Annotated in this window: 1 protein-coding gene (cut by a window edge); it reads right to left on the bottom strand. The window is 74.4% G+C overall.

Going from position 1 to position 15788, the window contains the following annotated elements:
- Positions 1-15721 carry the 5' portion of an SDR family NAD(P)-dependent oxidoreductase gene (locus WME73_RS13305; RefSeq protein ID WP_437917387.1) on the bottom strand. 5894 nt of this gene lie to the left of the window's left edge, so only the first 15721 of its 21615 coding nucleotides appear in the window; its start codon is at positions 15719-15721; its stop codon lies off the left edge, out of view.
- Between the last annotated feature and the right edge of the window lie 67 nt (positions 15722-15788).

Here is a 15788-nt window from a genome sequence, read left to right as displayed (position 1 = left end):
GCTCGGCGCCGAACGACCGCTGCGCGGCGGCGAGGTCGATGGGCATCAGGAGGAGCTCGGCCTCGGGGCGCAGGAGCGCATGGCCGAGGAGCGAGCGCCCGCGCAGGGGCTCGATCAGGCTCACCCCCATGCGGGCGAGGCGCGCCCGCGCCGCGGGGGAGAGGCCCGCCGCCATCCCGTCGCCCTTCCAGGGACCCCAGTGCAGGCTGTGGGCCGGCAGCCCCTCGGCGCGGCGGAGGTGCGCGAGCGCGTCGAGGAACGCGTTCGCGGCGGCATAATTGGCCTGGCCCGCGTTGCCGAGCAACGACGTGGCCGACGAGAAGAGCACGAAATAGTCCAGCGCCGCGCCCCTGGTCGCCTCATGGAGGCCCCACGCGCCCCGGATCTTCGGCGCCATGACGCGCTCGAAGCGCGCCGCGGTCTGCTCGGCGAGCACCCCGTCGTCGAGCACCCCCGCCGCATGGACGACCCCGCGAAGCGGCCATTCCGCGGGCACGACGTCGAGGAGCGCCCGCAGCGCCGAGGGATCCGCGACGTCCGCCTGGGCGACCGTCACCCGCGCCCCCTCATCGCGCAGCCGCTCGATCGTCGCGAGGGCGTCTTCGGACGGCGCCCGTCGACCGACAAGCAAGAGGTGCTGCACGCGATGCTGCTCCCAGAGCCATCGCGCCACCTCGAGGCCCAGAGCCCCCAGCCCGCCCGTGACCAGCGCGGTGCCGTCCGGCCTCACCGGCGTCCGGTCGCGCTCGCCCTGGCCCGGCGGCGCCTCGATCAGCCGCGGGACGTACCGGCGGCCGCGCCGCCATGCCACCTGCGCTTCGCCGTCCGCGCGGGACAGCTCTGCCCAGACCGCGGCGACCGGGTCCTCGGCATCGGGATCGAGGTCGACCAGCGCGGCGTCGAGCTCCGGGTGCTCCTGCATGATCACGCGACCGACCCCCCAGAGCGGCGCCTGGGACAGCGCCGGCCGCTCGCCCGCGCCCGCCGCCTGCGCCCCCGCGGTCACCCAGACCAGCCGGAGCGGCGACGCGCGCCTCGCGAGCGTCTGCACGATGCGCAGCCCCGCGATCGATGCGCGCTCGGCGTGCGCCGCCGGAGGGGTGGCCCCCTCGTCCGCCCCCGGCTCGAGCGCCGCCTCGAACCATAGACAGACCACCCCCTGCAAGGGCTCGGCGCCCAGCGCGCCGAGCGCCTCCTCCAGACGGCCTGCGTCCTCGCCCAGCGCGACGGTCAGGCAACTCGCCCCCGCAGCGCCGAGCCCGGCCGCGAGCTCTTGCGCCGCCGGCGAGCCGCGGCTCACGAGGATCCAGCGCCCCGAGGGCGGGGCCTCCTCGCGCGCGAGCGGCTTGTCTTGCCAGCGAAGCGCGAGCAGGCCCGCGCGATCCGCCGCGTCCGCTCCGGCATCGCGCAGCGCTGCCGCGCCGGCGCGCTTCAGCTGCAGGTTCGATACCCGCGCCACGAGCTGCCCCGCGTCATCGACCAGAGTCAAGGTGGCGTTGATCGTCTCCGCGCCCGGCGCGGGCGCGCCCTCGATACGGGCGTGCACCCACGCCTCGGTCACGCCTGACGCGCCGGCCAGGACCTCGCCGAACTCGAACGGCAGGTAGGTGTCCGCCGCCGGCATGTCCACGATCGCCGCGAGCGCGTGCAGCGCCGCATCCAGCAGCGCGGGGTGCAGTCCGTACGCCTCCGCGCCGTCCCTCGCGGACTCCGGCAGCGCGACCCGCGCGAACGCCTCCCGATCGCCGCGGCGGAGCTCGGCCATCCCGCGGAACGCGGGGCCATAGGCGAGCCCGGTCGCCGAGAAGCGCTCGTAGATCCCGTCCACGTCCAGGCTCGTCCGGCAGCGCTCGCGCGCCGCGCCGATGTCCAGCGCCGTCGGCAGCTCGGCGGCCTCGATGGGCGACACGTGCCCGCGCGCGTGCGCCGTCCAGGGATCGTCGGGGTTCGCGTCGCCGGCGCGGCTGTAGACGATCACCTCGGCGCCCTCCGGGCTCCTCGCGGGCAGGACCACCTGCACGCGGCGCGTCCCCGCGTCGGGCAAGCGCAGGGGCGCCTGGATGACCAGGCTCGTCACCCGGACCCGCTCCCAGCCGAGGCGGGTGGCCGCCGCAGCGCGCACGATCTCGAGCAGCGCGGCGCCGGGAACGATCACCTCACCGAAGACCCGGTGGTCTGCCAGATACGGGAGCGTCGCGGCGCTCAAGGCCACCTCGAACACGGCTTCTGCGAACGCCGCAGGCGTGAGCGCGCCGAGGAGCGGGTGCCCGGTCGCGGCGCCGCCGCTACCCGCCGCGAGCGAGCGCGAGGTTTCGATCCAGTAGCGCCGCCGTTGCCATGGATAGGCCGGCAGCGCGACGACGCGCCCGCCCTCGGGATAGAGCCGTTCCCAGGACACGTGGGCGCCGTGCGCATACAGCGCCCCCAGCGCATGCAGGACACGCGTGCGCTCTTCCTTGCCTCGTTGCAGCGTCGCCACCGCGCGCCCCGCCTCCCCGCGCGCCGCGAGGCATTGCTCCACGTCGAGCGATAGAACCGGGTGCGGCCCCACCTCCACGAACACGCAATGCCCCTTGGCGAGCGACGCCGCCACGGCCTGCGCGAAGCGCACCGTCCCGCGGAGGTTCTGCCCCCAGTAGGAGACGTCGAGCTCCTGTCCCGAGATCTCCGCCCCTGTCACGGTGCTGAGCATCGGGATCGCCGCGCGCTTCGGCGCGAGCTCTCCGATGGCGTCCACGAACGCCGACCGCAGCGGATCCATCTGCGGGCTGTGAAATGCGTATTTGACGCGCAGCTCCCGGCACGCGACCCCCTGTGCCACGAGCCTCTGCGCCACGGCGTCGAGCGCGGCCGCGTCTCCGGAGAGGACCACCTGCCGGGGCGCATTGACCGCCGCGACGCCTACCCGCGGCTCGAGCCCCGCAATCGCCGCCTTCGCTTCGTCCTCGGCCAGGGAGACCGAGATCATTTTTCCCTGGCCTGTCGCGCGCTGCATGATCCGGGCACGCAGCGCCACGAGGCGCGCGGCCTCATCGAGGTCGAGGATCCCGGCGACATGGGCCGCGGCGATCTCGCCGACGCTGTGCCCGATCACCGCCTCCGGCACGAGCCCCCACGACCTGAGCAGCGCGGCCAGCGCCACCTCGATCGCGAACAGCGCCGGCTGCGCCACCTCCGTCTCGCCGAGCCGCGAGCGCTCCTCGGGCTCTCTCATCGCATCGATCACCGAGCCGCCCAGATGCGGCCGGAGCGCCTCGTCGCACGCCTCGAGCGCGCTCCGGAACACAGGCTCCTGCTCGAGGAGCTGGGTGCCCATGCCCGCCCATTGCGAGCCTTGCCCGGAGAAGACGAACACGACCTTCGGTGGCACCGGCGACGCCTTGCCCTCGACCACGCCCGAAGGACCGTCTCCGCGCGCGTATGCCGCGAGCGTCGCCGCCAGCTCGTCCTTGCTCCCGCCGGCCACGGCCAGCCGGTGCTCGTGATGGCTCCGCCGCGCGCTCGCCGTGTACGCGATGTCGCCGAGGCGCGCGTCCGACGCCGGCAGGAAGGTCGCATAGGTCGCCGCCAGCGCGCTCAGCGCCTCCGGGCTCTTGGCCGACAGCGGCAGCAGGTACGCCGTCGCCTCGTTCGCGGGCGCCTCTGCGGGCGCCTCGACCAGCGCTCGCCGCGGCGCTTCCTCGAGGAGGACGTGCGCGTTGGTCCCGCTGAAGCCGAACGAGCTGACCCCGGCGATCCTGGGTTTCCCGTTCGGCGGCCACGGGACCGGCTCCGAAGCCACCTGGAGCGGCAGCTCCGACCAGGCGATGTGCGGGTTCGGTGCGGTGAAGTGCAGGCTGCGCGGGATGCGCTCGTGCGAGAGCGCGAGCACCGCCTTGATCAGGCCCGCGACACCCGCGGCGCCCTCGGTGTGGCCGATATTCGTCTTGACCGAGCCGATCCACAGCGGCGCCCCGGCTGGGCGCCCCTCGCCAAGCACCGCGCCGAGCGCCTGCGCTTCGATCGGATCGCCCAGCGGCGTGCCCGTCCCATGCGTCTCCACGTACCCGACCGACGCCGGGCTCACCCCGGCCTGGGCGAGCGCCTGCCGGATCACCGCCTCCTGGGCGGGGCCGTTGGGCGCCGTCAGGCCCTGGCTGCGGCCGTCCTGGTTGACGGCCGAGCCCCGGATCACCGCCAGGATCGGATCGCCGTCCCGCTCCGCGTCCGACAGCCGCTTGAGCACCAGCACGCCGCAGCCCTCCCCGCGCACGTAGCCGTCCGCGTCCGCGGAGAACGCTCTGCAGCCCCCGGAGGGGGACATCGCGCGCATCCGGCTGAAGTAGACCGTCGGCTCCGGGGTCAGCACCAGGTTGACCCCACCGGCCAGGGCCGTCGTGCATTCGCCCGACCGCAGCGCCTGGCAGGCAAGGTGCACCGCCACCAGCGACGACGAGCACGCGGTGTCCACGGCCATGTTGGGCCCCTGCAGCCCGAGCCAGTACGACAGCCGCCCCACCGTCGCGCTGTGCGCCGAGCCCAGCAACGAGTACGGATCGAACCGCTCGGCGCCGCGGGCGAGCATCATGGCCTGATACTCGTTGCCGCAGATCCCGACATAGACGCCCGTACGGGTGCCCGCGAGCGCTTCGGCCGGGAGGCCCGCGCGCTCGAGCGCTTCCCAGGTGGTCTCGAGCAGCAGCCGCTGCTGCGGGTCGATGCTCGCCGCCTCGCGCGGCGAGATGCCGAAGAAGGCGGGGTCGAAGCGGTCGACGTCCTCCAGGAACCCGCCCCAGCGGGTCACCATCTTGCCCGCCACCTCCGGATCCGGGTCGTAGTACGCGTCGATGTCCCAGCGCTCCCGCGGCACCTCGCGGACCGCGTCGACCTCCCCCTCGAGCAGCCGCCAGAAGCTCTCCAGGTCGTGCACCCCGCCCGGGAAACGGCAGCCGATGCCAACGATGGCGATCGGCTCCTCGCGTGGAGCAACGCGAGGCTGGACCGCGGCGAGCGGGGCTTTCTGCTCGCCGGGGAGCAGGGCCTCGTCGAGCAGGTAGCGCCGCAGCGCGGCGACGGTCGGCCGATCGAACAGCAGCGTGGCCGGCAGCGCCTTGCCGACCCGCGCCGAGAGCGCGTTGCGCAGCTCCAGCGCCATCAGCGAGTCGAGCCCCAGCTCCTGCAGCGGCCGGTCCGCCTCCAGATCGCTGGAAGAGGAGAGGGAGAGGACCCTGGCTGCCTCGCCCCGCACCATCGCATCCACCTCGGCGGCGCGCGCCTCGGGAGAGAGCGCCGCGAGCCGACTCCTCCAGGTCTCCTGGGTCGGGGCGGACGCGCGGACGGCTGCTTGCGTCGATCGCGGCTGCACCAGCGTTCGCCACACCGGAGGGACGTCGGCCCCGAGCGCCCTGCCCAGCGCCCGCAGGTCGAGCTCCAGCGCGCCGAGGTGCGCCTCGGGCCGCGACAGCGCGCGTCCCAGCAGCGACAGCCCTTGCGCCGGGGCGAGCGCGCCCACGCCCATGCGTGCAAAGCGCGCCCGCTGCACGTCGCTCAGCGTCTCGACCATGCCGCCGTCTGCCCACGGGCCCCAGCTCACGCTGTGCGCCGGCAGCCCCTCGGCCCGACGCCTCTGCGCCAGGCCGTCGAGGTACGCGTTGGCCGCCGCGTAGTTCGCCTGTCCCGCTGCGCCCAGCAGCGACGCGCTCGACGAGAACAGCACGAACAGCTCCAGCGGCACCGTCCGCGTCGCCTCGTGCAGGTTCCACGCCCCGCGCGCCTTCGGCGCGAACACCTTCGTGTACTGCGCCTCCGTCTGCTCCGACAGCACCCCGTCCTCGAGCACCCCCGCCGCGTGGATCACCCCCCGCAGCGGCAGCTCCGCCGGCACCGAGGACACCAGCGCCTGCACCGCGGCAGCGTCCGCCACGTCCGCCTGCACCACCGTCACCCGCGCCCCCGCCTCGCGCAGCGCCTCCACCGCCGCGCGCTGCGCTCCCTCCGGCGCCCGCCGACCCGCCAGCACCAGGTGCTGCACCCCGTGCTCCTGCCAAAGCCAGCGCGCCACGTGCAGCCCCAGCGCGCCGAGACCACCGGTGATCAGCACCGTGCTCTGCGCCGCTATCAGCGCCGCCTTCGGCGCCGGCAACAGCACGATCTTGCCAGTGTGCCGCGCCTGCGCCATGAACCGCAGCGCCGCCTCCGCCTCCGTGACCGCGAAGGCGCGCACCGGCAGCGGGCGCAGCCACCCCGCGGCGAACCCTTCGCTCACCCGGCGGAACATCTGCTGGATCCGGTCGGGCTCCACCTCCAGCAGGTCGAACGCCCGGTACATGACGCCCGGATGGGCCGCTCCCACCGCCTCGGCCGAGCGGATGTCGGTCTTGCCCATCTCCAGGAAGCGACCGCCCGCCGACAGCAACGACAGGCTCGCGTCCACGAACTCGCCCGCCAGCGCGTTCAGCACCACGTCCACGCCGGCCGTCCTGTACGCGTCGGCGAACGCGAGCGTCCGCGAGCTCTCCACCCGCTCGACCCCCATCGCCCGCACCACGCCCCACTTCGACGGGCTTGCCGTGGCCAGCACCTCCGCCCCGAGCCACTGCGCCACCTGCACCGCCGCCATCCCTACGCCGCCGGCCGCCGCGTGCAGCAGCAGCCGCTCGCCGCGCTTGAGCCCCGCAAGCTCGTGCAGCGCGTACCACGCGGTCAGGAACACGATCGGCAACGCCGCCGCCTCGGCCGCAGACAGCCCGACCGGCTGCGGGCTCGCCAGCCGCGCGTCCACCGTCACGAACCGGCGGAACGCCCCCGGCGCGATCGCCATCACCGCATCGCCCACGGCCAGGTGTTGCACGCCCTCGCCGAGTGCCGTGACGACGCCGGCGCACTCGCCGCCCATCTCCGTGCCCTCGCTCGGATCCATGCCCAGGGCCCGGATGACGTCGCGGAAGTTGAGCCCCGAGGCCTTCACCTCGATCTCGATCTCGCCTGGCCCCGGCGCTCGCCGCTCGGCGGGCAGCAGACGCAGCTGATCGAGCAGCCCCTTCTGCGCGATCTCCAGCCGGTACGACGGCGCATCCGGAACCGACAGCCCCGAGCGCGCTGCGACCCGGCACAGCCGCGCCACGTGTCGCTGGCCCGTCCGCCAGGCGATCTCGCGCTCGTCGTCCGACTTGCCGAGTTCGTGCCACAGCGCCTCCGCGGCGTCGCCAGCCCCGGGCTCCAGATCCACCAGCGTGCAGCCGAGCTCCGGGCGCTCCAGCATCACCGAGCGGCCCAGCCCCCACAGCGACGCCGCCGCCGCCGCCACCGGCTCGCCTGGGCGCACCGCCTGCGCTGCCTCCGTCACCCAGAACAATCGCGGCGGCGCCTTGTCTTCGCGCCGCGACAGCGCCTGGACCACCGCGAGGGCCTCTAGGCTCGCCGCCTCGGCGCGCTCCGCCGTAGAGGCGCCCGCGCCGCCGCCCCACAGGCACACCACGCCCTGGAGCCGCTCCGGGCCCGCTCCGTCCAGCATCGCGGCGATCGCGCCTGCCTCTCTCGCGACCTCCGCCGTCGTGCAGTGCGCTCCCGCGGACCGCAGGCGCGCCTCGAGCGCCCGCGCGAGCGCCACGTCCTCCTCCGGTCCGCGCAGCAGGACCCACGCGCCCGACGGCCCTGTCTCATCGCCCGCGGGGCGCCTCTCCTGCCAGGTGATCGCATACAGGTCCTCGAGCGGCGCCGCCGTCATCGCACGCCGCAGCGCCGCCGCGTCGGCACGCTTGAACCGTACCCCGCTCAGCTCCGCCACCGCCGCGCCGCCCTCATCCAAGACCAGGACGTCGCCGGAGAGCACCTCCGCAGGGCCTTCGGCTGCGCCCGTCGCTCGCGCGTGGACCCAGGCCGACGTCACGCCTGGCTGCCGCACCACGAAGCCGCCGATCTCCCACGGCAGGTATGTCTCGCTCCCGAGCTTCGCTCCGAAGGCCGCCCCGAGCGCCTGCAACGCCGCGTCCAGCAGCGCCGGGTGGGCTCCGTAGGGCCCGGCGCCCTCGCCGGTCTGGGCGGGCAGGGCGACGCGCGCGACGACCTCGCCATGGCCACGCCACAGCGCTTCGAGCCCGCGAAACGTAGGGCCGTACGACAGGCCCATGCCCTCGAACGACCCGTACAGCTCCGCCACATCCACGCCCGTGCCACAGCGAGCGCGCGCCGCACCCAGATCCGCCGCGGCCACCGGCGCCTCGCCGGAGCCCACGCGCAGCCGTCCCACCGCGTGCTCGGTCCAACCCCCTTCCGGTCGCGACGACAGCGGCTGGCTGTACACAGCGACCGCGTGGCCCGCGTCCGTCGCTTCGGACACCACCACCTGCACGCGCACCCATCCCTGCTCCGGCAGCGACAGCGGCGCTCCCACCACCAGCCCCTCGACCCGCGACGACGTCCCAAGGCCCAGCGCCTCGCCCGCCGCGCGCGCGAGCTCCAGCAGCCCCGTCCCGGGAATCACCGCCTGCCCGAACACCCGGTGCTCCCCCAGGTACGGCACGGCCTCCATCCCGAGCGTCGCCTCGAACACCGCCTTCGCCCCAGCCACCGCGATCCGCGCGCCCAGCAGCGGGTGCCTGGTCGCGACACCACCACTCCCCGCTGCGGGCGAGCGCGCGGTTTCGATCCAGTACCGCTCGCGTTGCCAGGGATACGCCGGAAGCGCGACCACGCGCCCGCCCTCGGGGTACAGCCGGCCGAAGTCCACGGCGTGGCCGTGCGCGTAGAGCTTCGCGAGCGCCGAGAGCATGTTGCCGCGCCCCCCCTGATCGCGCCGGAGCGTGGGGACCGCGCGCCCCTCCGCGCCTCGTGCCGAGAGACACCGCTCCACGCTGAGCGACAGGACCGGGTGCGGCCCCACCTCCACGAAGGTCTGGTACCCATCGCCGAGCGCCGCCTCCACGGCCCGCGCGAAGCGCGCCGGCTCGCGGACGTTCCTCGGCCAGTAGGTCGTATCGAGCGCGCCGCCCTCGATGAGCCCGCCCTCCACCGTGCTGTACATCGCGAGCGCGCCCGGGCGCGCCGCCAGCCCTCCGAGCTCGCGCGCAAGCTCGCCGGCCAGCGGCTCCATCTGCGGGCTATGGAACGCGTAGTCCACGCGCAGCATCCGCCCCTCCACGCCCTGCCGCTCGAGCCGCTCCAGCACCTCCGCCAGCGCCGCCGCCTCGCCCGACAGCACCACAGAGCCCGGATCGTTGACCGCCCCGATCGCCAGCCGATCCTCGTAGCCGCGAAGCGCCCGCGCCGCCTCCTCCTCGCGCAGCGCCACCGAGGCCATCTTCCCGAGCCCCGTCGCGCGCTGCATCACCCGCCCGCGGGTGCACACCAGACGCACCGCCTCCTCCAGCTCCAGCGCCCCCGAGATGTGCGCCGCCGCCACCTCCCCAACGCTGTGGCCGATCACCGCGTCCGGCACCACCCCCCACGACGCCCACAGCGCCGACAAGGCCACCTGCATCGCGAAGATCGCCGGCTGCGCCACCTCCGTCTCGCCCAGGCGGGAAGCCTCTTCCTCGGCCGTGAGCTCCGCGAGCAGCGAGAAGCCGGCATACCGCTGCACCAGCGGCTCGCACCCCTCGACCGCGGCGCGGAACGCCGGCTCCTCGGCAAGGAGCGCGCGGCCCATCCCCGCCCATTGCGACCCCTGCCCGGAGAGCACGAACACCACCCTCGGCGGCGCGCCCCGCGACGCTCGCCCTCGCACGACGCCCGCCGGCGCCTCGCCGCGCCCGAAGGCCTCGAGCGCCGCGCCGATCTCCGCCCGGGAGCTCCCCACGACGGCCAGGCGGTGCTCCCGGTGGCCGCGACGTACGCTCGCTGTATATGCGATATCCCTCAGCGGAGACGCGTCGCCGCCTCCCTCCGCCGAGAGGAACCGCCCGTACGCCGCCGCCGCTGCCACGAGCGCCTCGGGGCCATGCGCCGAGACGGGGAACAGGACCGGCGCGTCGTCCGCGCGCGGCACGCTCCGGGCCGCCGGGGGCGGCGCCTCCTCGAGGACCACGTTCGCGTTCGTCCCGCTCAGCCCGAACGAGCTCACCGCGGCGATCCGCGGCGAGTCGGGCCACGGGGTCTCCTCCGAAGCCACCTTCACGGGGAGCTCGGCCCACGGGATATGCGGGTTGGACGCCGTGAAATGCAGCGACCTCGGGATGCGCGCGCGCTGCAGGGCCAGCACCGCCTTGATGACGCCCGCGACGCCGGCGGCGGCCTCGGTATGGCCGATGTTCGTCTTCACGGATCCGACGATCACGGGCCGCTCCGGCGCGCGTCCTTCGCCGAGCACGGCCCCGAGCGCCTGCACCTCGATGGGATCGCCGAGCTGGGTCCCTGTCCCGTGCGCCTCGACGTACCCCACGCCGGAGGGCGGGACCCCCGCCTGCGCCAGGGCCCGCCGGATCACCACCTCCTGCGCCGGGCCGCTCGGCGCCGTCGGTCCGTTGCTCCGCCCGTCCTGGTTGATCGCCGAGCCGCGCACGACGGCCAGGATGGGATCGCCCCGCCGCACCGCGTCCGACAGGCGCTCGAGCACCAGCACGCCGCACCCCTCGCTCCGGACGAAGCCGTCGGCGTCCGCCGAGAACGCCCGGCACCGGCCCGTCGGCGACAGCGCGCGGGTCTTGGTGAGACCCACGGTGTGCTCCGGGCTCAGGATCAGATTGACCCCGCCCGCGAGCGCCAGGGAGCACTCGCCGTTCCGGAGGGCCTGACACGCCAGGTGAATGGCCACGAGCGAGGACGAGCACGCGGTGTCCACAGGCATGTTCGGGCCCCTGAGACCGAGCCAGTACGAGAGCCGGCCCACGCTCATGCTGTGCGCCGTACCCAGCATCGTGAACGGGTCGAGGCCCTCCCGGCCGCCCCGCGCCAGCGTCTGGTAATCGTGGGTGCAGATCCCGAGGAAGACCCCCGTGTCGCTGCCCATCAGCGCCTCCGGCGGGAGGCCGGCGCGCTCGATCGCCTCCCAGCTCACCTCGAGGAACAGGCGCTGCTGCGGATCCAGCCCCGCCGCCTCGCGGGGCGAGATCTCGAAGAAGCTCGGGTCGAAGAGGTCCACCCCTTCGAGGAACCCGCCCCAGCGGCTCATCATCTTGCCGGGCGCGTCCGGATCGGGATCGTAATAGGCGTCGATGTCCCAGCGCTCGCGGGGCACCTCGCCGACCGCGTCCTCGCCCCGCTCGAGCAGCCGCCAGAAGCTCTCGGGATCGCGCACGCCGCCGGGGAAGCGGCAGCCGATGGCCACGACAGCGATCGGCTCGTCCCGGGGACGGGGCGCGGGCTCGATCGCGGGGCGTTCACCGTGAATCCCGGCCACTTGATCGCACAGGAACCGGGAGAGCGCCGCGACCGTCGGGTGATCGAAGACGACCGTCGCCGACAGCGGCCGGCCGATGCGCGCCGAGAGCCGGTTGCGCAGCTCGAGCGCCATGAGCGAGTCGAGCCCGAGCTCCCGCAGCGGGCGGTCGACGGGCGTGTCGCTGGCCGAGCCGAGCGAGAGCACCTTGGCCACGTCCCCCCGCACCGCCGCTTCCAGCTCCCTACGCCGCGCCGAGGGCGAGAGCTCCGCGAGCCGCAGCGCTCCACCGAGCGCCGGCCGGGGGGCGACGAGCGCCCGCCAGAGGGGCGCCGGCGCGCCCGCCGGGGAGGCGCGCCGCGCCGCCTCGACATCGAGGGACAGCGGGCAGAGGTGCGCTTCCGGCCGCGCGAGCGCTCGCCCGAGGAGCGCGATCGCCTGCGCGGGCGGGAGCATGCCGAGCCCCTGCCGCGCGACACGCGCCCGCTGGAGGTCGTCCAGCCCCATGGCGAGCCCCACCTCACCCCACGGACCCCAGCTCAGGCTGTGCGCCGGCAGCCCCTCCGCGCGGCGCGCGTGCGCAAGGCCGTCCAGGAACGCATTCCCCGCCGCGTAGCTGCTCTGCCCCGCAGCTCCGAGCACCGAGGCGCCGGAGGAGAACAGGACGAAGAAGTCGAGCGGGACGTCACGCGTCGCCTGGTGCAGGTTCCAGGCGCCCCGCGCCTTCGGCGCGAGGACCTGCGCGTAACGCTCCGCGGTCTGCCTCGAGAGGACCCCATCGTCGAGGACAGCGGCCGCGTGGATCACCCCGCTCAGCGGCAGATCTGCGGGAACGAGCTGCAGCGCGGCCTCGACCTGAGACGCATCCGCGACGTCGACCTGCGCCAGGGTGACGCGCGCCCCCGCCGCGCGCAGCGCCTCGATGGCGGCGAGCTGGTCCCCCGCCGGCGCGCGGCGCCCGGCGAGGAGCAGGTGCTGCACCCCGTGCTCCTCGCGGAGCCACCGGGCGACGCGCAGGCCCAGCGCCCCGAGCCCGCCGGTGATCAGCACCGTGCTCTGCGCCGCGATCCGTGGTCCACCCGCGAGCTCGAGCCGCGGCCGCGCCTCGACGAGCCTCGCCGCGTAGCGCTTCCCCCCGCGCCAGGCGATCTGGTCCTCGTCGTCCGGGCGCCCGAGCTCGCGCAAGAGCGCGTCCACGGCGTCGCTCGCGGAAGGCTCCAGATCGACGAGCGTGCAGCCGAGCTCTGGCCGCTCCGCGATCACCGCTCGACCCAGCCCCCAGAGCGACGCCTCCGCCACCGCGACGGGCTCGCCGGCGCGCACCGCCTGCGCGCCCTCCGTCACCCAGAGCAGCCGCGGCGGCGCCGCGTCCTCGCGCCGGAAGATCTCGTGCACGAACTGCAGCGCCGCGACGCTCGCGGCCTCGGCGCGCTCCGCCCCGGAGGTGCCGTCGTCGCCGCCCCACACGCACACGACCCCCTGGAGCCCGCCCGGGCCCGCGGCCTCCAGCGCCGCCCGGTAGGCCGCCGCGGGCGCGTCGAGCGCTCCCGGGATGCACCGCGCGCCCGCCGGCGCGGAGCGCGACAGGAGCGCCCGCGCGAGCGCGGTGCCCCGGTGGAGCACCAGCCAGGATCCCGCGACGGGCGCGGGCTCGACCGGGCAGGGTTCTTCCTGCCAGACGATCTCGTAGAGCCGGCCTGAAGGGGCCGGCGCGGCCGCCGACGCCGGCACGGCGGCGCTGCTTTGCTCCTCGTCGGCCCCGCTGCCAGCGTCCACCCAGTACCGCGTCCGCTGCCAGGCGTAGCTCGGCAGCAGCACGACGCGCCCCCCCTCCGGGCGGAGCTTCTTCCACGCCATGGCGTACCCGCGCGCATACAGCGCCCCGGCCGCGCGCAGGAGACACCGGCGCTCGTCGGAGTCCCGCTGGAGCGACGCGATCGCCGCGCCGTCCCGGTTGCCATGGAGCAGGATCTCCTCGACCGACGGCACGAGGAGAGGGTGAGGGCTCATTTCCAGGAAGATCTGGTGCCCGCCCTCCAGCAGGTCGCCGATCGCGCGGCCGAACAGCACCGGCTTGCGCAGGTTGTCGGCCCAGTACGCCGCGGTGAGCTCTCCGCCGCGCAGCCATTCCCCCGTCACCGTCGAGCGCATCGGGGTACCGACCGGAGCCGGCGCCACGTCGCGCAGGGCGGCCACGAGCTCCTCACGGAGCGGATCCATCTGCGGGCTGTGCGACGCGACGTCCACCTTCACCCGCCGGCAGAAGACCTTCTTCCGCTCCAGCCTGGCGAGGAGCTCGTCCATCGCCGCCGGCTCGCCCGCGATCACCGTCGAGCGAGGGCCGTTGCTCACGGCGATGCTCAGCCGATCCTCGTAGCCGCGGAGCTCGGCCTCGGCCTCGGGCACGGGCAGCTCGCACAGCGCCATCACCCCTCGCCCGCTCACCCTCCGCAGGAGGCGGCTGCGGCGGCAGATGATCGCCGCCGCGTCGCGGAGCGACAGGGCGCCCGCCACGTGGGCCGCGGCCACCTCGCCCATGCTGTGGCCCACCACGGCGTCGGGCTCGACGCCCCACGCCCGCCACAGCGCCGCGAGCGCCACCTCGATCGCGAACAGCGCCGGCTGCACCACGTCGATCGCCCCGAGCCGCGCTGCGCTGTCCTCGGCGTGGAGCGCCTCGATCACCGAGAAGCCGGCCTCGCGCCGGATCGCCTGGTCGCACGCCTCGAGCGCCCGCCGGAACGCCGGCTCCTCGGCGAAGAGCTGTCTGCCCATGCCCGCCCATTGCGAGCCCTGCCCGGGGAAGACGAACACCACCTTCGGCGGCGCCTGCGGCGCCTTTCCGACGGCCACGCCCGCGGTGTCCTCGCCCCGCGCGAACGCCTCGAGCGCCGCCGCCATCTCCTCGCGGCTCGCGCCGACCACCGCGAGCCGGTGCTCGTGGTGGCGGCGCCGGAGGCTGGCCGTGAACACGATGTCTTCGAGGCTGCCCGCGTCGCTGTCTGACAGGAACGGCACGTACGCCCCGGCCAGCGCTGAGAGCGATTCGGGGCTCTTCGCGGACAGCGGCAAGAGCAGGAGCTTCGCCTCCGCGGACGGCGCCGGGGCGGCGACCGGGGGCGCCTCCTCCAGCACGACATGGGCGTTCGTCCCTCCGATCCCGAACGAGCTCACCCCGGCCCGCCGCGGCATCTCGCCGGCGTCCCAGTCCTTGAGCGCCGTGTTGACGTAGAATGGGCTGCGCTCGAAATCGATCAGCGGGTTCGGCGACGCGACGTGCAGGCTGGGCGGCAGCTTCCGGTGCCGGAGCGCGAGGACGGCCTTGATCAGGCTGGCGATGCCCGCCGCCGACTCGAGGTGCCCCATGTTGCTCTTGATCGAGCCCACGGCACAGAACTGCCGCTCCTCGGTGTCGGCGCGGAACGCCCGGGTAAGCGCCGAGATCTCGATGGGATCCCCGATGGCCGTGCCCGTCCCGTGCGCCTCGACGTACCCGATGCTCCGCGCCTCGACCCCCGCGACGGCCAGCGCCTCGGTGATCACGTGGGCCTGGCCGATCTCGCTCGGCGCAGTGAAGCCCACCTTCGCCGCCCCGTCGTTGTTGACGGCCGATCCGCGGACGATCGCGTGGATGAAATCCCCGTCCTCGATCGCGTCCGCGAGGCGCTTCAAGAGGACGACGCCGGAGCCGCTGCCGGGGTGGGTTCCCTGCGCCCCCGCGTCGAAGGCCCGGCAATGACCGTCGGGCGTGAAGATGAACCCCTCCTCGTACAGATACCCCACGCGGTGCGGGATCCGCACCGTCACCCCGCCCGCGAGCGCCATATCGCACTCGCGGGCGAGGAGGCTCGCGCAAGCCATGTGCACCGCCACAAGGGACGTCGAGCAGGCGGTCTGGATGCTGACGCTCGGCCCACGAAGGTCGAGCTTGTGCGCGACGCGGGTCGCCAGGTAATCCTTGTCGTTGCCGACGAGCGTCAGGAAGCCGGCGGCCCCTTTCGTCGTGATCGCGCGGCCCGACAGGAGCTCACGGAGCAGGTAGGTGCTCACGCTGGCCCCGGCGAAGACACCGATGGATCCCTCGTAGGCGTGAGGGTCGTATCCGGCGCTCTCGATCGCCTCCCACGCATTCTCCAGGAAGATGCGGTGCTGCGGATCCGTGAGCTCGGCCTCGCGCCTGCTGATGCCGAAGAACGAAGCGTCGAACTCGTCGACGCCCTTGAGGACGGCCCCTGCCCGGACATAGCCCGGGGTGGCGAGAAGCGCGGGATCGACCCCGGAGGCGAGCAGCTCCTCCTCGGAGAAGAACGTGACGGACTCGACGCCATCGCGCAGGTTCCGCCAGAGCTCGCCGACGTCGCGCGCGCCGGGGAATCTGCCCGCCATTCCGATGATCGCGATTGCTCCCTCGAGGGCATCGCTGTCCATTTTCTTCATTCCTCGATTACCTCAATCGCACGCCGCGACGCCGGTCCCGAGCCGCGGCGACAAGGGT

It is taken from the genome of Sorangium sp. So ce302, assembly GCF_051530145.1.
Taxonomy (GTDB): domain Bacteria; phylum Myxococcota_A; class Polyangia; order Polyangiales; family Polyangiaceae; genus Sorangium; species Sorangium cellulosum_B.
The sequence above is the reverse complement of the archived record's forward strand: the minus strand, read 5'-3'. Positions and strand labels throughout refer to the sequence as shown.